19 protein-coding genes are annotated in these 17,693 nt (G+C 62.3%); 6 read left to right on the plus strand and 13 right to left on the minus strand.

Translation table 11 applies throughout. From position 1 onward, the window contains the following. Positions 1–68 precede the first annotated feature (68 nt). The 4 genes from F7R20_RS15115 to F7R20_RS15130 form a co-directional block, all read right to left on the minus strand. Positions 69–437 carry a glyoxalase superfamily protein gene (locus F7R20_RS15115; protein ID WP_003197565.1) on the minus strand — a complete coding sequence of 123 codons (369 nt, stop codon included), beginning with the start codon at positions 435–437 and terminating at the stop codon, positions 69–71. 116 nt (positions 438–553) lie between these two features. Continuing rightward, positions 554–2,044 (minus strand): N-acyl-D-amino-acid deacylase family protein, encoded by a 1,491-nt coding sequence (locus F7R20_RS15120; RefSeq protein WP_003197562.1) that lies wholly within the window; start codon positions 2,042–2,044, stop codon positions 554–556. A 1-nt stretch (position 2,045) separates the two neighbouring features. Further along, positions 2,046–2,906 carry a MurR/RpiR family transcriptional regulator gene (locus tag F7R20_RS15125; RefSeq protein ID WP_003197561.1) on the minus strand — a complete coding sequence of 287 codons (861 nt, stop codon included), beginning with the start codon at positions 2,904–2,906 and terminating at the stop codon, positions 2,046–2,048. A gap of 27 nt (positions 2,907–2,933) precedes the next feature. Then, positions 2,934–4,283 (minus strand): GntT/GntP/DsdX family permease, encoded by a 1,350-nt coding sequence (locus tag F7R20_RS15130; RefSeq protein WP_003197559.1) that lies wholly within the window; start codon positions 4,281–4,283, stop codon positions 2,934–2,936. Between the two features lie 324 nt (positions 4,284–4,607). Here F7R20_RS15130 and F7R20_RS15135 point away from each other — a divergent pair, with 324 nt between their 5' ends. After that, positions 4,608–6,053 (plus strand): SulP family inorganic anion transporter, encoded by a 1,446-nt coding sequence (locus tag F7R20_RS15135; protein WP_003197556.1) that lies wholly within the window; start codon positions 4,608–4,610, stop codon positions 6,051–6,053. A gap of 84 nt (positions 6,054–6,137) precedes the next feature. Here F7R20_RS15135 and F7R20_RS15140 read toward each other — a convergent pair whose 3' ends face one another. From F7R20_RS15140 to F7R20_RS15150, 3 genes are all read right to left on the minus strand, one after another. Further along, positions 6,138–7,031, minus strand: a complete 894-nt coding sequence (locus F7R20_RS15140) for an NAD-dependent epimerase/dehydratase family protein (RefSeq protein WP_003197553.1) — start codon at positions 7,029–7,031, stop codon at positions 6,138–6,140. 103 nt (positions 7,032–7,134) lie between these two features. Continuing rightward, positions 7,135–8,046, minus strand: a complete 912-nt coding sequence (locus tag F7R20_RS15145; RefSeq protein WP_003197551.1) for a LysR family transcriptional regulator — start codon at positions 8,044–8,046, stop codon at positions 7,135–7,137. 195 nt (positions 8,047–8,241) lie between these two features. Next, positions 8,242–8,832: an NAD(P)H-dependent oxidoreductase gene (locus F7R20_RS15150; protein ID WP_003197550.1), complete on the minus strand. Its 591-nt coding sequence runs from the start codon at positions 8,830–8,832 to the stop codon at positions 8,242–8,244. Here F7R20_RS15150 and F7R20_RS31645 point away from each other — a divergent pair. Both F7R20_RS31645 and F7R20_RS15155 read left to right on the plus strand, forming a co-directional pair. Next, a complete protein-coding gene (locus F7R20_RS31645) occupies positions 8,831–8,977 on the plus strand; it encodes a hypothetical protein (protein ID WP_155252634.1) in 147 nt (48 codons plus the stop codon). The two genes, F7R20_RS15150 and F7R20_RS31645, sit on opposite strands and share 2 nt — an antisense overlap. 55 nt (positions 8,978–9,032) lie before the next feature. Beyond that, positions 9,033–9,347: a putative quinol monooxygenase gene (locus F7R20_RS15155; protein ID WP_003197548.1), complete on the plus strand. Its 315-nt coding sequence runs from the start codon at positions 9,033–9,035 to the stop codon at positions 9,345–9,347. On the opposite strand, the gene F7R20_RS15160 is transcribed toward F7R20_RS15155, so the two are convergent. Beyond that, entirely contained in the window at positions 9,337–10,101 is a 765-nt protein-coding gene (locus F7R20_RS15160; protein ID WP_003197546.1) for a sulfite exporter TauE/SafE family protein, read from the minus strand. The two genes, F7R20_RS15155 and F7R20_RS15160, sit on opposite strands and share 11 nt — an antisense overlap. A gap of 212 nt (positions 10,102–10,313) precedes the next feature. Here F7R20_RS15160 and F7R20_RS15165 point away from each other — a divergent pair, with 212 nt between their 5' ends. Next, complete coding sequence (locus tag F7R20_RS15165; protein WP_003197544.1) at positions 10,314–11,195, plus strand: LysR substrate-binding domain-containing protein; 882 nt, start codon at positions 10,314–10,316, stop codon at positions 11,193–11,195. A 97-nt stretch (positions 11,196–11,292) separates the two neighbouring features. Continuing rightward, entirely contained in the window at positions 11,293–11,637 is a 345-nt protein-coding gene (locus F7R20_RS15170; protein WP_003197542.1) for a cupin domain-containing protein, read from the plus strand. A 138-nt stretch (positions 11,638–11,775) separates the two neighbouring features. Here F7R20_RS15170 and mmsB read toward each other — a convergent pair whose 3' ends face one another. Together mmsB and F7R20_RS15180 are read right to left on the minus strand one after the other, a co-directional pair. Continuing rightward, positions 11,776–12,663 (minus strand): 3-hydroxyisobutyrate dehydrogenase, encoded by an 888-nt coding sequence (mmsB, locus tag F7R20_RS15175; protein ID WP_003197538.1) that lies wholly within the window; start codon positions 12,661–12,663, stop codon positions 11,776–11,778. A 10-nt stretch (positions 12,664–12,673) separates the two neighbouring features. Next, the gene (locus F7R20_RS15180) at positions 12,674–14,200 is read right to left on the minus strand and encodes a CoA-acylating methylmalonate-semialdehyde dehydrogenase (RefSeq protein WP_003197536.1); all 1,527 of its coding nucleotides are present in this window, start codon (positions 14,198–14,200) and stop codon (positions 12,674–12,676) included. A 129-nt stretch (positions 14,201–14,329) separates the two neighbouring features. Here F7R20_RS15180 and F7R20_RS15185 point away from each other — a divergent pair, with 129 nt between their 5' ends. Continuing rightward, a complete protein-coding gene (locus F7R20_RS15185) occupies positions 14,330–15,277 on the plus strand; it encodes a LysR family transcriptional regulator (RefSeq protein ID WP_003197534.1) in 948 nt (315 codons plus the stop codon). On the opposite strand, the gene F7R20_RS15190 is transcribed toward F7R20_RS15185, so the two are convergent. The 3 genes from F7R20_RS15190 to F7R20_RS15200 form a co-directional block, all read right to left on the minus strand. Further along, a complete protein-coding gene (locus tag F7R20_RS15190; protein ID WP_223470346.1) occupies positions 15,274–15,711 on the minus strand; it encodes an OmpA family protein in 438 nt (145 codons plus the stop codon). The two genes, F7R20_RS15185 and F7R20_RS15190, sit on opposite strands and share 4 nt — an antisense overlap. 69 nt (positions 15,712–15,780) lie before the next feature. Beyond that, positions 15,781–17,049: a diguanylate cyclase domain-containing protein gene (locus tag F7R20_RS15195; protein WP_003197529.1), complete on the minus strand. Its 1,269-nt coding sequence runs from the start codon at positions 17,047–17,049 to the stop codon at positions 15,781–15,783. Further along, on the minus strand, positions 17,046–17,621 hold the full coding sequence (locus F7R20_RS15200) for a YfiR family protein (RefSeq protein ID WP_013692183.1): 576 nt from the start codon (positions 17,619–17,621) through the stop codon (positions 17,046–17,048). The genes F7R20_RS15195 and F7R20_RS15200 overlap by 4 nt, the downstream gene beginning before the upstream one ends. Between the last annotated feature and the right edge of the window lie 72 nt (positions 17,622–17,693).

Raw genomic sequence — 17,693 nt, forward strand, 5'->3', positions numbered from 1 at the left:
CCGAGACGTTGAAACAAGCCATGCCCTGAACCTGGAGCACGGCCCGGAAAGAACATGGGTATCTGGCTCTAGACATTAATCGCATTGGTAAACACCAACCGATTCCCGAACGGGTCACTGATCGCCATGTCCTGGCTACCCCAGGGCATGGCCTGGATCTGGGGGTGGGCGTAGCGGTATTGCTTGGCCAGCAATTGCTGCTGGAACGCTTCCAATTCATCGGTCTCGATCCGCAACGCCGAGCCCGGTGTGCAATCGCCATGGTGCTCGGACAGGTGCAGCACGCAGTCGCCGCGGGAGACTTGCAGGTACAGCGGGAAGTCGTCACCGAAGCGATGTTGCCAATCGACGGTAAAGCCCAGGAAGTCGACATAGAACGCCAACGCCTTGGCTTCATCGAAGATCCGCAGGATTGGGGTGGTTTTACCGAAGCTCATGGGTTGCTCCCTGGCTGAAAAGACCCAGTGTAGATGGGTTGATCCCAATGCTTCGGCCTTGAGCCCGGCTTCTTGAGTGTCGCAGTGCCATTATTGTGGCACCAATTAACGTTATTTCAGCCGCTTACACGCCATCTAACGCTGCCCGATGGACTGAATCCCTGGCGCAGATCGCCTTCGCGCGCCAGGAATCGACCTTCCCGTCGCCCGTTTGCCTGCCCTTCGCGATAGCTCAAGACACCATTGACCCACACGCCATCAATACCGTCGGCAGCCCGTTGGGGTTCGTTGAAATCAGCCACGTCGCGAATGGTTTGGGGATTGAACAACACCAGGTCCGCCCAATGCCCTTCACGAATTTCACCCCGGTGCTTCAAGCCAAAACGCGCCGCAGAAAGGCCGGTCATTTTGTGCACGGCGGTGTGCAACGGAAAAAGCCCGACGTCACGACTGAAATGTCCCAGTACCCGTGGGAAAGCGCCCCACAAGCGTGGATGGGGAAACGGGTCTTCGGGCAAACCGTCGGAGCCGACCATGGACAACGGATGGGCGAGGATCCGTCGTACGTCGCCCTCGTCCATGCCGTAGTACACCGCGCCGGCCGGTTGCAGGCGCCGGGCCGCCTCCAGCAGCGACAAGTTCCATTCGTTGGCGATGTCGGCCAGGTCGCGACCGCCCATGTGCGGATGCGCTGTCGACCAGGTGATGGTGATGCGATGGGCATCGGTCACCTGTTTGAGATCCAGGGTCGAGGAGCTGGCCGCATAGGGGTAGCAATCACAGCCGACCGGGTGGGATTTCGCTGCGGTTTCCAACGCCGCGAGCACCTGCGGGCTTCGTCCCCAATTACCGGCGCCCGCGCATTTGAGGTGGGAAATGATCACCGGGCTTTGGGCGTGCCGGCCAATCTGGAAGGCCTCGTCCATGGCTTCGAGCACCGGTTCGAATTCGCTGCGCAGGTGGGTGGTGTAGACCGCACCGAACGCGGCCAACTCTTCGGTCAGTTGCATGACTTCGTCGGTGGACGCCGAAAACGCATTGGCGTAGGCCAGTCCGGTGGACAAACCCAGCGCACCGGCCTCCAGGCTTTCGCGCAATTGCCGACGCATGGCGGCGATTTCTCCCACCGAGGCCGTGCGCAACAAATCGTCCATGTGATTGCTGCGCAACGCCGTGTGCCCGACCAACGCAGCCACGTTGACCGCCGGTGTGGCGGCCTCTACGGCTGCGCGATAATCCGTAAAGCGCGGGTAGGCGAACGCCTGGGCCGTGCCGAGCAGGTTCATCGGGTCCGGTGGATCGCCCCGCAGGCTCACCGGCGAAGCGCTGATGCCGCAGTTGCCGACGATGACGGTGGTCACGCCCTGGCTGAGCTTGGGCAGCATCTGCGGTTGGCGAATGACCACCGTGTCGTCGTGGGTATGCACATCGATGAAGCCTGGCGCGAGCACGCGGCCGGCGGCGTCGATGTCTTCAACCGCGCGGGCATCGCGCAAGTCGTCGATGCGTTCGATGCGACCGGCGCGAATGGCGACGTCGGCGCGGTAGCCAGGCGTGTCGCTGCCATCGATGACCAGCGCATTGCGGATAAGCGTGTCGTACAGCATGTCAGTCTCCCAGCGGCAAGTGATCGTCGCCGCCGCGGTAATCGTCCAGGGCGAGTTTGACCCGCCGCAGGCGCTCTTGATTGTCTTCGGGGTGGGCCAGCGCCAGCTCGGTGGCGAGCACGTCGATGGCCAGCAGCATGCCGTAGCGTGCCGCCGTGGGTTTGTAGATGAACGAGGTTTCGGCGCCTTGCAGGGGCAGCACGCAGTCGGCCAATTGGGCCAGTGGCGAGTCGGCGCGAGTGATGGCCAGGATCGCCGCACCGTAGCTGCGAGCCAGTTCGACCGCGCTCAACAGCTCCGGCGTGATACCTGTAAGCGAACAGGCAATGAGCAGATGTTGGTCGCTCAACGAAGTGGCGGTGATGCGCATCATCACCGGGTCGCGACAGGCGGCAATCGGGTAGCCGAAACGCACCAGGCGCACCTGCAATTCCTCACCGCACAGCGCCGACCAGCCACCGAGGCCGAACGCATGGATCATCCGCGCCTTGCCGATCATCCGCACCGCATCGCCGAACCGCGACTCTTCGAACGCCGACAAATGCTGGCGCAGGGTCGCCTCGATATCGCCAACGATCTGTCCATAAAACGCCGATTGCTCAGGCGCGCCAGCCGGGTCGAGGAAACGGCTGCCGACACCGCTGGCCTGGGCCAGTTGCAGGCGCAAGTCCCGCAGGTCGCGGCACCCGACGGTGCGGGCGAAGCGCGACAGCGTAGCGCTGCTGACTTCCGCCCGTTGGGCCAGTTCATCGAGGCTGGCAGAGGCGGCAAAGCCTACGTCGTCGAGCATCAGCCGGGCGATTCTGCCTTCGCCGGCGCTGAAGGAATCCTGGCGGGAGCGGATCTGGTAGAGGATGTCCATGGCGGCTCCTGTTGGGTGGCGTTGCGCTCAAAACAAGCGTGAAAGCCCGAGGGTCAAGGCGAACGCGACCACGGAGATCAGCGTTTCGAGCACGGTCCAGGTCTTGAAGGTTTGCGCGACGGTCATATTGAAGTATTCCTTGATCAGCCAGAAGCCGCCGTCGTTGACGTGGGAAAAGATAACCGACCCGGCGCCGGTCGCCAGCACCAACAGTTCGGGGTGGGGATAACCCAGGCCAATCGCCACAGGCGCGACGATGCCGGATGCCGTGGTCATTGCCACGGTGGCCGACCCCGTGGCGACGCGCATCAGTGCGGCAAACAGCCAGCCCATGACCAGCGGTGACAGCTGGAACTCCTGGGCCAGGCCGACGATCTGTTGCGTGACCCCGGCGTCCACCAGGATCCGATTCAAACCGCCGCCAGCGCCCACCAGCAAAGTGATGCTGGCGGTCGGTGCCAGGCATTCGTTGGTGAACTTGAGGATCGACTCACGGTTGAAGCCCTGGGCCAGGCCAAGGGTCCAGAAGCTGAGGATGGTCGCCAGCAGCAAGGCAATCACCGAGTTGCCGATGAACAGCAGGAATTGATTGAAACCGCTGCCCGGCGTGGAAATCAGGTTTGCCCAGCCGCCGATCAGCATCAGGATCACCGGCAGCAGAATCGTCCCCAAGGTCACGCCGAAACCCGGCAGGTTTGCGCGCGGCTCACGGTCGAGGAATTGTCGCTCCAACGGGTTTTCAGCCGGCAGCTGGATGCGCGGCACGATGAATTTGGCGTACAGCGGGCCGGCGATGATCGCCGTGGGAATGCCGATCAGGATCGCGTACAACAAGGTTTGCCCCACCGAAGCCTGGAACGCCTGCACCGCCAGCATCGCCGCCGGATGCGGCGGCACCAGCGCATGCACCACCGACAGCCCGGCGACCATCGGCAGCCCCACCATCAGGATCGACACGCCCACACGCCGGGCGATGGTGAAGGCGATGGGCACCAGCAGCACAAAACCGACTTCGAAGAACAACGGCAGCCCGACCAGGAAGGCGATGCACACCATTGCCCAGTGGGCGTTGCGCTCGCCGAAGCGTTCGATCAGCGTCTGCGCCATCCGCTCGGCGCCGCCAGATTCGGCCATCATTTTGCCGAGCATCGTGCCCAAGGCCACCACCAGCGCGATGTGCCCCAGCGTCTTGCCGACACCCGCCTCGTACGCCCCCACCACACCCGACGGCGGCATCCCGGCCAGCAGCGCCAGGCCAATGGACACCAGGGTAATCACAATGAACGGATTGAGCCGATAACGGGCGATCAGCACGATCAGCGCAATGATCGCGATGGCCGCGTAGACCAGTAGCCAATAACCGAAAGCAGGGGCCATGCGTTACTCCTCGAATGGGGTCACGTCGATGTGTTGTGAAACTCATAAATCATTTCGACGAATAATCTTCAAATCCACTGAAAGTAATTTTCGCGCACAGATAAAATTTGTCGCTGACGGACATCGCGACACGGCGTTGATGAAAATTCAGCGCAAGACTTTCATCGCCCTGACTTGTTGATCGCTCCCACGCTCCCGCGTGGGAACGATCAACACAACCGACCAACGGCTGGCCGCCCCGCACTCAATTCCGTACCATCCGCACCTGTTTTTTGCACCACTCCCCGGCAGCCGACTCTCCACCGGCGCCCAGTCAGGTAAATCATGAAATCAGCACGTCTTCGCGCCGACGCCCTCGCCGGCCTCACCACTTCTTTCGCCTTGCTCCCCGAATGCATCGCCTTCGCCCTGGTGGCCCACCTCAACCCGCTGATGGGGCTCTACGGCGCGTTCATCATCTGCACACTGACCGCCCTGTTCGGCGGTCGGCCAGGCATGGTGTCGGGGGCGGCGGGGTCGATGGCCGTGGTCATCATCGCGCTGGTGGTGCAGCACGGCGTGCAATACCTGTTGGCCACCGTGCTGCTGGGCGGGCTGATCATGATGGCCTTCGGGCTGTTGCGGTTGGGCAAGCTGGTGCGCATGGTCCCGCACCCGGTGATGCTCGGCTTCGTCAACGGCCTGGCGATTGTCATTGCGCTGGCCCAACTGGAGCATTTCAAGCAGGGTGAAACCTGGCTCAGCGGCGATCCGCTGTATCTGATGGCCGGCCTGGTGGCACTGACCATGGCCATCGTCTACCTGCTGCCACGCCTGACCCGCAGCGTGCCGCCGGCCCTGGTGGCGATCCTCGGTGTCGGCCTGGCGGTCTACCTGCTCGGCCTGTCCACCCGAACGCTGGGCGACATGGCCCATATCGCCGGCGGCTTGCCCGCTTTCGCCTGGCCCGATCTTCCCTGGAACCTGGAGACCCTGCAGATCGTCGTGCCCTACGCGGTGATCATGGCGATGGTCGGTTTGCTGGAAACCCTGCTGACCCTGAACCTGACGGATGAAATCACCCAGAGCCGCGGTTATCCGGACCGTGAATGCGTGGCGCTGGGCGCAGCCAATATCGCCTCCGGGCTGTTCGGCGGCATGGGCGGTTGCGCCATGATCGGCCAGACGGTGATCAACCTCAGCTCGGGTGGGCGCGGACGCTTATCGGGCGTGGTGGCCGGGGTGATGGTGTTGCTGTTCGTGTTGTTCCTGTCGCCGCTGATCGAGCGCATCCCGCTGGCTGCGCTGGTGGGCGTGATGTTCGTGGTTGCACAGCAGACCTTCGCCTGGGCCTCGCTGCGGGTGATCAACAAGGTGCCGAAGAATGATGTGTTGGTGATCATCGCGGTGACCGTCATTACGGTGTTCACCGACCTGGCCGTGGCCGTGCTCTGCGGCATCGTCATCGCGGCGCTCAACTTCGCCTGGCAACAGGCCCGGGAGCTGTACGCCGACACGCACCAGGAAGCCGACGGCAGCAAACTCTATCGCCTGCACGGCACGCTGTTCTTCGCCTCGACGACGCCGTTCCTCAACCAGTTCGACCCGGCCGATGACCCGGCCCAGGTCACCCTGGACTGCCGGCATTTGAGCTTCGTCGACTACTCGGCCGTCGCCGCACTCAAGACCCTGCGCGAACGCTACAGCAAAGCCGGCAAGCACCTGCGTGTGTTCCACCTGTCCGAGCGCTGCAAGCAAATGCTCAAGCGCGCGGGCGTGCACCACGACTGACGACATGCCAACACAAACCCTGTGGGAGCGGGCTTGGTGGGAGCAAAGCCCGCTCCCACAGGTCCTATGTTCTACTGATGGATCTCACACCATCTCATCAAGAATCCACTCTAGCACCGAGGTCCGCTTCGGCGTCCAACCCAGCAGCTCACGGGCGTTCTTGCCTCGTACACGGCTGTTGGAACCCAGGCCATAGTTGGCCATTTCGTAACCCCACTCCGCTTCGGCATCGGCCAATGGCCAGTCCTGCGGTTCGCCAAGGTTCAACGCCCGGGCAATGGCGGTGGTCATGTCGATGAACGAGGCTTCGCCGCTTTCGACGAAGTAGAAGGTGCCCGGCTGGTTGCGGGTCAGGGCCAGTTTGTACAACTCGACCACGTCCTCGATGTGCACATTGGACCAGATGTTCTGTCCCGGCCCGACATGCCGCACCACGCCACTTTTACCGGCCTGCTTGAGCAGGCGCGGCAGTTGCACGCTGTCACGCTTGACGCCCAGGCTGTGGCCATAGATCAAGGTGTTGCAGATCACCGCCGAGTTCACGCCTTGCTTCGCCGCATCCAGGACCAGGTAGTCAATGGCGACACGGGCAGCCTTGTCGGCGGTGGGCGCCGGCAGGTCATTTTCGTAGTAGATCGCATCGCTGGAACGACCGCCCGAAGCATCGCCGACGATGCTCGAACCGCTGGTGTGCAGCAGCACTTTGTTCGAGCCCTTGAGCCCTTCGATCAACGCTTGGACCGCACCGCGGTGGTCGCTGCTGGCGGCATTGATCACCGCATCGGCGGCACGGGCCTGCTCGGTCAGCAGCGCGCTGTCTTCGAGGGTGCCGATAACCGGCTCGATGCCCAGCGCCGTCAGTTCGTTCGCCTGTTCGGCGCTGCGCACCAGACCGATGACTCGATGCCCGGCGCGTACCAGGCCGGTGGCGATGGAACCGCCGATAAAACCGGCAGCGCCGGTGACAAATACGTTCATGGACAAACTCCTTGGCCAGATCAGTGATGGCGCAAGTATCGAGGCCCCATCCCTGACGAAACAGGCCACATTGCCCAAATCACTCTTGCCTTGAAGTCACGAATCAGTCCTTGAACTCCCGCGAGGCATAGCCGGCGAGCTTGTCCTGGATGAAGTCCAGGAAGCACTGGATCCGCAAGGCCAATTGCGAGTTGCGGTAGTACACGGCATTGATCGGCTGGCGATATCCACTGTTGGCATCGGCCAGCAGCACCTTCAGCCGACCGGCACGGATGTCTTCGCGGGTCATGAAGTCCGACAGGCAGGCAATGCCCTGCCCCTGCAGCGCCAAGTGGCGCACGGTCTCGCCACTGGACGCGCTGATGGCTGGCTGGATCAGCCAACGATCACCGTGTACGTGGCGCAGCGGCCACTGGTTGAGTCCCTCGTTCTGGGCAAACCCCAGCAGCGCATGGCCTGCCAGCTCGGCGACGCTTGACGGCGTGCCGTGCTGCTTCAGATAAGCGGGGCTGGCCAGGATGTGCAACGGGCTGCAACCCAGGGAGCGAGCGTGGAGCGTCGAGTCGGTGAGGGTGCCGATGCGGATGGCGATGTCGGTGCTTTGCTCCAGCAGGTCGATGATCAGGTCGTTGCTGTTGAGTTCGAGCTGGATGTCCGGGTAACGCCTGCGGAACTCGTCGATGTGTGGAACGATGGCATGCAGCATGAACGGCGAGGCCGCGTTGATCCGTAACCGGCCTGCAGGATTTTTCTGGCGGGATGACAGGCGCTCTTCCAGCTCATCCATCTGGTCGAGGATGCCTTTGGCCTGCTCGAAGAAATACTTGCCCTCCTCGGTCAGGTCCATGCGCCGCGTGGTGCGGTTGATCAGCGTGGTATCGAGCTTGGCCTCCAGCCGCGACAACGTGCGGCTGACCGCCGACGGCGTCTGCCCGACCTGCTCGGCGGCGGCGGAGATGGATCCGCACTCGATCACGCAGACGAAAATCTGCAATTCGTCGGATCTGGCTTTCACGTATCCCCCTGTCGACTGATCTCTCTTGTGGCGAGGGGATTTATCCTCGCTATGTGGGAGCAAAGCTTGCTCGCGATGAAGACGCCGCGGTCTTTCGGGAATCGAGGTGTCTGTTTCGCGAGCAAGCTTTGCTCCCACAGTGCAGGTTCACCCACCCGCCACAGGATAGTATCGGGATGCGCAGCAAAAGAAAGGTCACACCTTCAGACCGAACACCTCAACCAAATGCCGCTCATACCGCGCCACATCTTCTTCGATGTTCGGGCGCTTCATCACGTCCACGCACAGGAAGGTCGGCAGGCCGGTCATGCCGAGGAACTGATTGGCCTTGTGGAACGGGAAGTACACCGCGTCCACGCCCTTGGCCTCGAAGAAGTCGGTCGGGTCGTCGAAGGCTTGCTGCGGAGCGTTCCAGGTCAGCGACAACATGTACTGCTTGCCCTGGACCAGGCCACCGCTGCCGTATTTCTGCGAGGCATCGGAACGGGTCCGGCCGTCGCTGGCGTAGAGGCTGCCGTGGCCTTCGGTGAAGACTTCGTCGATGTATTTCTTCACGGTCCAGGGTGCGCCCATCCACCAACCCGGCATCTGGTAAATGATCACGTCGGCCCACAGGAACTTGGCGACTTCTTCCTTGATGTCGTAGCCGCCGTCGATGAAAGTGGTTTTCACATCAAAACCACCACGGTCCAACACGCTGAGCGCCGTGTCGTGGAGGGTGGCGTTGTAGCGACCGTCGGAGTGAGCGAATTGTTTGCCGCCATTGAGCAACAGGACTTTTTTCATGGGGAATCTCATCGGGTTCCACGGCATGGGCCGGCAAAGGCCGCCGCATGGAAAGGTTGAAAATGATGGCGGCAGAATAACGATGAGCTTCATGGGGAATAAGCCACCCGACGGCAAAACTGATTTGACCTATACGCACAAATGAACGGCCGATTATTGCCTTAGACTTCGAGACCTCTTTTATCTCAGGAGCCACCTCGATGAGCGAACTGCACGGTTTCATCCTGCACGCCAAGACCCGTCCGGAAAAAGCCGAAGCCTTCGAAGCGTTGTTCCGCGCCTACGTCGAGCCAAGCCGTGCCGAGCCCGGCTGCGTCGAATATCACATGCTGCGGGACCAGCAGGATCCGACGCTGTTTATCTTCTATGAGATCTGGGCATCCCAGGCGCACCTGGAGGTGCACTCGAACCTGCCGCACATGCAGCAGTTCTTCGAACAACGCATGGATTATCTGGAGCGCGACTTCGAAATCCGCCGCGTCGACATGCTCAGCCCGTCCTCGGCTAGCCGCTGATCAGCAAATGGCCGCCGAGCACGCCGAGGCCGACAAAAAACACCCGCTTGAACAACACGGCGCTGATCCGCTGGCGCAACCATTGCCCCAGCCACATCCCCAGCAGCGCCGGTGCCAGCGCCAGCAGCGAAGCGCTCAATTCGCCCCCACCCAGTGCGCCGCGCCACAACAGGCCGGCGGCCAGGGCCAGGGTAGAAACGGTGAATGACAGGCCCAAGGCCTGTACCAGTTCGTCCTTGCTCAGGCCCAGCGCTTGCAGATAGGGCACCGCCGGAATGACGAATACGCCAGTGGCGGATGTGATGAGGCCGGTGAGCAACCCGCAGAGCGGAGCGATCCACGGCTCGACATGGGCGCCGACCCGCAGCGTTGGCAGCAACAGCCCGCTCAACGCATACAGCACCAGCGCCGCGCCCAAAGCCCGCACCACCCAGGCCCCGCCCGTCATGCCGAGCCACAGCGTACCGAGCCCGGTGCCAATGAAAATCGCCAGCAACAGCGGCCACAGACGCCGGAGAAGGGCTTGCAGATGGCCGCCGAAAGCCAGTTGCCAGAGATTGGTCAGGGTCGCTGGGATGATGAGCAGCGCCGCAGCCTGCGCCGGAGCCATAGCCAACCCAAGCAAGCCCATGGAGATGGTCGGCAGGCCGAGGCCGATCACACCCTTGATGGTGCCGGCCAGCAGGAAGGTGCCGATAACCAGCAGGGAAAGGGCCAGGCCGAGGTTTTGATAGAAAGCGATGAGTGTGTCCATGGGGGTATCCTGCACCCGAGGCCTCGGCTTTAAAATCTGTCATATACTGAGACTGCCTCTCTTGCGGCAAGAGGCTGTGAACTCGCTGATGCGGCCGACGCCATCGCGAGCCAGCTCGCTCCCACAGTTGAAATGCAATCCCATGTGGGAGCGAGCTTGCTCGCGATGACGATAAACCAGGCGCCACAGCACTTGAGACAGGATCCCCGCCCATGCACTTCGACCTCACCGACCTGCGCCTCTACCTGAACATTCTCGACACCGGCAACATCACCGCCGGTGCGGCTAGCAGCCATTTGTCCCTGGCCGCGGCCAGCGCACGAGTGCGAGCCATGGAAGCGTCCCTGGGCATCGACCTGCTTGAACGGGGGCGGCGTGGTGTAACGCCCACTCCCGCGGGCAAAGCCCTGGCCGAGCACGCCCGGGTCCTGCTGCAACAGGCCGAACACCTGCGACAGGACCTGGCCGAATACGCCAAGGGCGTCAAAGGCCGGGTGCGGCTGCTGTGCAACACCAGCGCCATGACCGAATACCTGCCCGAGCTGCTGGCCGGCTTTCTCCAGGCCCATCCCAACCTCGACATTGACCTGCAGGAATTGCCCAGCTCACGGATCACCCATGCGCTGCGCCAAGGCGCGGCGGACCTGGGCATCGTTTCCGACGCAGTGGACACCGAGGGCCTTCAGGCCTGGCCTTTTCGCGACGATCCGCTGGTATTGATCCTGCCGACCGGACACCCCCTGGCTGACGGTCGCGCCGTACGTTTCAGCGAGACCCTCAGCCACGATTATGTCGGCCTGAACGCATCCAGCGCCTTGGCGATCCACCTGGAAGAGCAGGCCCTGCACATCGGCTCACGCATGCAAGTGCGCATTCGTGCCGATGGTTTCGACGGGATGATTCGCATGGTGGCCCATGGTGCAGGCATTGCCATCGTGCCGAAGGCTACCATCGACCGGCGCCCACCCGAGCCTTCGTATCAATGTGTCACGTTGCAAGAAGCCTGGGCGCACCGGGCGTTGCTGCTGTGCGCCCGCAACTTCGACGGTTTGCCGGCCTACGCCACGGCCCTGGCTCGGCATCTGGCCGATTGATGCGCGCTTCTGGATAGCCCGGTGTCGACCACAGACATCTACCCGCTCATGCCGCGCGTTAGGGTGCCTGTTCTCTTCTGCCCCTTTCGGAGCTCACATGACCGCACCCATCACCGTCCTGCGCGACACCCATCCGCTGCCCGTACTCGACGCCTGCAAATGGGAAAAACTCGAAGGCGACCCGCACACCGTCAACCTCAACGCCTACACCAGCGAAGACGGCAGCAAGATCATGGGCACCTGGATCTGCACACCCGGCAAATGGCGTGTGGATTACGTGAAGTGGGAGTACTGCCATTTCCAGGAGGGCTACTGCATCATCACCCCGGACGGCATGGCGCCGATCCATCTGCGCGCCGGTGACATCTTCGTCGTCGAGCCAGGCATGAAAGGCACGTGGGAAGTGGTCGAGACCGTGCGCAAATATTTCGTCTTTGCCTGAAACAAAAAACCGAGAGACCACCCGACGTGGTCTCTCGGAAAACAACTTTGTAGATTGCGCAGCCTCTGTGGCGACGGAGCAAGCCTTGCTCCCACAGATAATTGCCCTTGCCACAAAAGCCCGTCGATATCGTCGCTCTTACTGCGGCTTGCGATAGCTGTTAACAATCGCCGAAAAGTCCTTGCCGCCCTCGCCCCGCTGGCTCATCGCCTGATACAACTGCTGCGCCACCGCCCCCAGCACCACCGGCTGATGGGCCTGCCGCGCGGCTTCGGTCGCCAGGCCCAGGTCCTTGAGCATCAGGTCGGCGCCAAAGCCCCCCGTGTAGCCACGGGACGCCGGTGCCGTTTCGATCACGCCGGGCCATGGGTTGTAGGTGTCCGAACTCCAGCAACGGCCCGTTGAACTGTTGATGATGCCGGCCAACACCTGGGTGTCGATCCCCAAGGCATCGCCCAACGCCATGGCTTCGCTGACGCCCACCATGGAAATCCCCAGCAGCAGGTTGTTGCAGATCTTGGCGATCTGCCCGGTGCCGACTTCGCCACAGTGCACGATGTTACGGCCCATTTGCGCCAACACCGGTTGCAAGGTGGCGAACAACTCGGCCGAGGCACCAACCATGAAGGTCAACGTGCCCGCCGCCGCACCGCCGGTGCCGCCCGAGACCGGCGCATCGGCCATCGCCACCCCTTGTTTCGCCGCGGCAGCCGCCACGTCGCGGGCGGTTTGTGGATCGATGGTGCTGCAATCCACCGCCGGCGTGCCGGCGGCGATGCCAGCCAGCACACCGTCTTCACCCAGCCAGACACTGCGCACATGAGCGGCGGCCGGCAGCATGGTGATCACCAGCGCAGTGCCCTGGGCCGCGTCGCGAGGCGAGGCGCTGATCGTGCCGCCCAACGCCGCCAGTTCAGCCAGCACCGTCTGGTTCAGGTCGAACAAGTTCAGCGAATGGCCAGCCTTGAGCAGGTTGCGCGCCATGGGGGCGCCCATGTTGCCCAGGCCGATAAATGCGATGTTCATGTCCGGCTCCTTAACGCAAATTGATGGTGGTGTTCACACCGTCATTGACGCTGTCATCATCGAACCAGCGCGCGGTCACGGTCTTGGTCTGAGTGTAGAACTGCACCACTTGTTTGCCGTACGGACCGAGGTCGCCGAGTTTCGAACCGCGGGAACCGGTGAAGCTGAAGAACGGCACCGGCACCGGGATCGGAATGTTGATGCCCACCTGGCCGACGTCGATTTCACTCTGGAATTTGCGCGCCGCCGCACCGCTCTGGGTGAACAGGCCAGTGCCGTTGCCGAATGGGTTGGCGTTGACCAGGGCAATCGCCTGATCCAGGGTGTCGACTTCCAGCACCACCAGCACCGGCCCGAAAATTTCTTCGGTGTAGATACGCATGTCGGTGGTCACGCCGGAAAACAGGGTCGGGCCGACGAAATTGCCCTGCTCGAAGCCCGGCACGCTGATGCCACGACCATCGAGCTCCAGCTTCGCCCCTTGCTGCACGCCACTCTCGATCAATTCGAGGATCCGCGCCTTGGCGCGCTTGGAAATCACCGGGCCGACGTCAGTACCCGGCTCGCTGCCGGCATTGACCTTGAGCTTCTGTGCCAGGGCCTTTAGCTCCGGCAACCACTGCTTGGCCGCGCCCACCAGCACCACCACGGAGGTGGCCATGCAACGCTGGCCCGCCGCGCCGAAACCGGCGCCGACCAAGGCGTTGAGGGTTTGCTCACGATTGGCATCGGGCAACACCACCGCGTGGTTCTTGGCGCCCATCATCGACTGCACGCGCTTGCCGTGACGACCCGCCAGGTCATACACGTGGGTGCCGACCGCCGTCGAACCGACGAACGAAACCGCCTTGATGTCCTTGTGGGTGCAGAGCGCGTCCACCACGTCCTTGCCGCCGTGCACCACATTGAGCACACCCGCCGGCACGCCGGCCTCGATAGCCAGTTCCACCAGAAGCATGGTCGAAAGCGGATCCTGTTCCGATGGCTTGAGCACAAAGGTATTGCCGCAGGCGATGGCCATCGGGAACATCCACAGCGGAATCATTGCCGGGAAGTTGAACGGGGTAATGCCCGCGCACACACCAATCGGCTGGCGCAGCGTGTAGGTATCAACGCCACCGGCGACGTTCTCGGCAAATTCACCCATCTGCAGGGTGCCGATGGAACAGGCGTGCTCGACCACTTCCAGGCCACGGAAAATATCGCCCTCGGCATCAGCGATGGTCTTGCCCTGTTCGGCGCTGAGCACCGCGGCGATGCGCTTGGAGTGCTCGCGGATCAATGCCTGGAGCTTGAGCATGATGCGCATCCGCGCGCCGATGGGCGTCAGTTTCCAGGTCTGGAAAGCACGCTGGGCAGCGGCGATGGCGGCATCGACTTCCGAGGCCGTGGCGAACGGAACCTTTGCCAACACCTGCTGGGTGGCCGGGTTGACGATGTCGTGCCATTCGCTGGATTGGGATTCAACCCACTCGCCATCGATCAACAGTCTGACGGTTTGCAGGGTGGTGTCGCTGGGCGTAAGGGAAACGTTCATGCTGGCCTCCGGGATTGTTCTTATAGAGAGCGCTGGGACCAAGGTACATAGACACCTTGGTGATGAGACGGTTTTTGGAGTATAGATGTGCAAACTTCTAATAAGAATGCACATAAAAGCCGGTCCAACATGCAAAAAAACATCACCTCCCTGGGGTCGCTGAATTGGGACGACCTCAAGTTTTTCCTAGAAGTGGCCCGCACCCGCAAGGCCAGCACTGCCGCCAAGCGCCTGGCCGTCGACTACACCACGGTGTCGCGACGCATCAGCTCGCTGGAAGCCTCGTTGGGCACGCTGCTGTTCGAGAAATCCCGGACCAACGGTTTTGTCCTGACGGCCGAAGGCCAACGCCTGCTGGGTTACGCCGAATCGATCGAAAGCACCCTGCACATGGCCTGCGAGCAGGTTTCAGGCTCTGGCGTCGCACTGTCCGGCCACGTGCGCATGGGCTGCACCGAAGGCTTCGGCAGCTTCTTCATCACCCCGCAACTGAGCCACTTCGTCGACGCCTACCCGGCCATTTCGGTAGACATCCTCCCGCTGCCGCACTTCATCAGCCTCTCCAAGCGCGAAGCCGACATCGTCATCGCCCTCGAACGCCCCGAACATGGCCCATATGTATGCTGCAAATTGTGCGACTACCGGCTGCAGCTCTATGCCACCCAGCAATACCTGGACAACCACCCACCCATCCGGCGCCCGGCCGACTTGAGCAAGCACTCGTTCATCAGCTACGTGGATGACCTGGCGTTCAGTTCCGAGTTGCTCTACCTGGCCAACGTACTGCCCGGCGCCAATGCCCACCTGCGCAGCACCAGCGTGATCGCGCAATTCGTGGCAGCGCAGCAAGGACGCTCGCTGGCAATCCTGCCCTGCTTCCTCGCCGCCCAGGACCCACGGCTGTTGCCGGTCCTGCCGGAGGACATCACCGTCACCCGGCAGTTCTGGATGTACTGCCGGGAGGACTTGAGGAAGCTGAAGCGGATTACGTTGTTGTGGGATTACATTCGCGAAGTGACTGAACAGAACCAGCCACTGCTGATGGGCGACAGCCGGGAGATGGTGTTCGCCGACTAGTCGGCGATGACCACAATGGCGACACGGCGGTTTTCGGTGCGGCCGCTGGCGGTGTCGTTGGAGGCGACTGGTTTGCTGCTGCCCAGGCCGCGCAGTTGGACGTTCTCTTCGCGCATGCCAACGGCTGTCAGCACCTTGCTCACGCTGGCGGCCCGCCGCATCGACAGTTGTTCGTTGTAGGCCTGGGAGCCCGATGCGTCGGTATGACCATCGACGCGTACCCGCTGGATTCCCGCCCCCAGCAGTGCCTTGCCGATACGCTCGACGATTTCGGTGCTGGCCGGGTTGAGGTTTTCCACGTCGCTGCCGAACAGGACCTTGCCCGACAGGCCGAACGCCCAGCCATCGTCAGTCAATTCGAACCCTTGTTGCTTGAGTACGGCGATTTGCGCCGGGGTCAGGCCCTTCTGCGGTGCCGTCTGGCAACCGCTCATGGCCAGGACGGCCAGCAACAAAAACGCCGCGAACCAGCGCAGGGAAAATGAAGGATATGAACGCACGAGTCAGCTCCTGGTTTGAAGATCAGCGACGGAGTGATCCGACTCCGCCGTATGTTGACCGCCTCGGGCGAGGCGTTTGGCTTGGTACATCGCCGCATCGGCGGCATGGAGAAGGGTGCCCGGTGTCGCACCATCATCGGGGTAAACGGCAATGCCGATACTGAGGGACGTCAGCACTGAAGCATTGCCAGGCAGTTGAATCGGCATTTCCATGCTGGCGATGATTTTTTCAGCGATCCGCTCGGCGTCCTCGGCCTTGTGCAGAGGTGCCAGCAGCACGGCGAATTCATCGCCTCCCAGGCGTGCGACCAAGTCGTCTTCACGCAACTGTGCCCGGACCCGGGTTGCCACGGCCGTCAGCACCGCGTCACCGGCAGCATGACCGAAATTGTCGTTGATGCCCTTGAACCGGTCGCTGTCCAGGTACAACACGGCCACTTGCTCGTTGAGCTTGCTGGCGTTGCGCAAGGCGCGGATCAGCCGGCCCTCGAAAAACGCCCGGTTCGGCAAACCGGTCAAGCTGTCGTGACTGGCCTGGTGTGCCAGGGTTTCGTTTTCGCTTTGCAGGTGAGTCTGCCAGGACTCCAGTTCGTCGAGCAGTGCATTGAAGTCATTGGCCAGGTTATCCAGTTCGGCGATGGCGGCCGGCGGCACGCGCCGATCCAGGGCCCGCTCGCTGCGTGCCGCGTGGGCCACTTCGGCCAGGCTGCGCAATGGTCCGGTGATCGCCCGCAGCTGACGTCGCGCCAGGTACAACGCTACCCAGGCACTCACCGCCGTGCACAAAATGATCCCCGCCAGACCGCTGAGCAAAAAGCGCAACAGGCTGCCGCCATGCCCTGCCAATAGAATGCTGCCGATGTTCCGCCCTTGATGAACGATCGGCAGACTGATGGGCTTTTCCAAAAACGCCTTGGCAATGTGCATTTCCAGTTCCGACAATAAACCGGTATCCGGACGTTTCCAGCGCGCCAACAGACGGCCGTGCTCATTGAACACTTGGGCATCGGCGACCTCCTCGGTGGAGGCAATCAACGCCAGCGCCTCGGTGGCCGCCGCCGCGTCATCGAATACCACGGCCGCTTCCACGGTGTAGTTGATCGAGCGGGCGATCAGGTGCAGGTTGTGATCGGCGTAGACCCGCAACGCAAGCACACCCAGCAACGTCAGGGAAACACTGGCCATGGTGATCGCCACCAACGCGACAATCAGGTGGCCGCGCCCGATGACCGAGCCCAGGGTGGGACGGACCCGCGATTTGGACAGGCTCATGGTACTGCCGGCCTGCGACGGGAAAGCTGCAGAACGCTGGGATGGATACGCACGCCACTGCGCGCTACCGAGTCGAGGTTGACCTCGAACGATACCTGCTCATCACCGACCCGCAGACAGAACAGGCTCCCCACGGTGCACTGGTCACCGCCTTCGCTGATGCTCAACACGGGCTTGCCGATCAGGGAGTCAAACAGACGAGTACGCTCGTCGCTGGTCAGCCTGCCGATGTAGACGGCGTTGCAGTCCGTGGCGATGTTGGGGTGATCGGCCAGCAATCGCTGCACGGTCACCGGTCGACCGGTGGCCTGAGTGGTGCCCTTGACCAGGTCGTCGGTGTATTGAGTCGGGCCGACGATGCACAGTTGCAACTGCGCAGGCTCTACTGGCCAGCGCGCGTAGCTGAGAATGCCTAAGACGACTTGAGTGACCGATTCGGCCCGCTGTTCAGCCCGACTCGTGGAGGACGGGTCTTCGGCAAGCACCATAGGCGACAGCAACCACAGAAGACCGGCAAGCAGATAATGCCCCCAGTCCTTGCTGCGCACAGCCTCCCGAACCGCCACTTTCATGGAAAATCTCTAGATAATACGATAAGTGTCGGAACGATAGCACAGTGCCAAAAAGCCAGCGAGCCGGCGCCC

Source organism: Pseudomonas brassicacearum subsp. brassicacearum, from assembly GCF_008801605.1.
Taxonomy (GTDB): Bacteria; Pseudomonadota; Gammaproteobacteria; order Pseudomonadales; family Pseudomonadaceae; genus Aquipseudomonas; species Aquipseudomonas brassicacearum.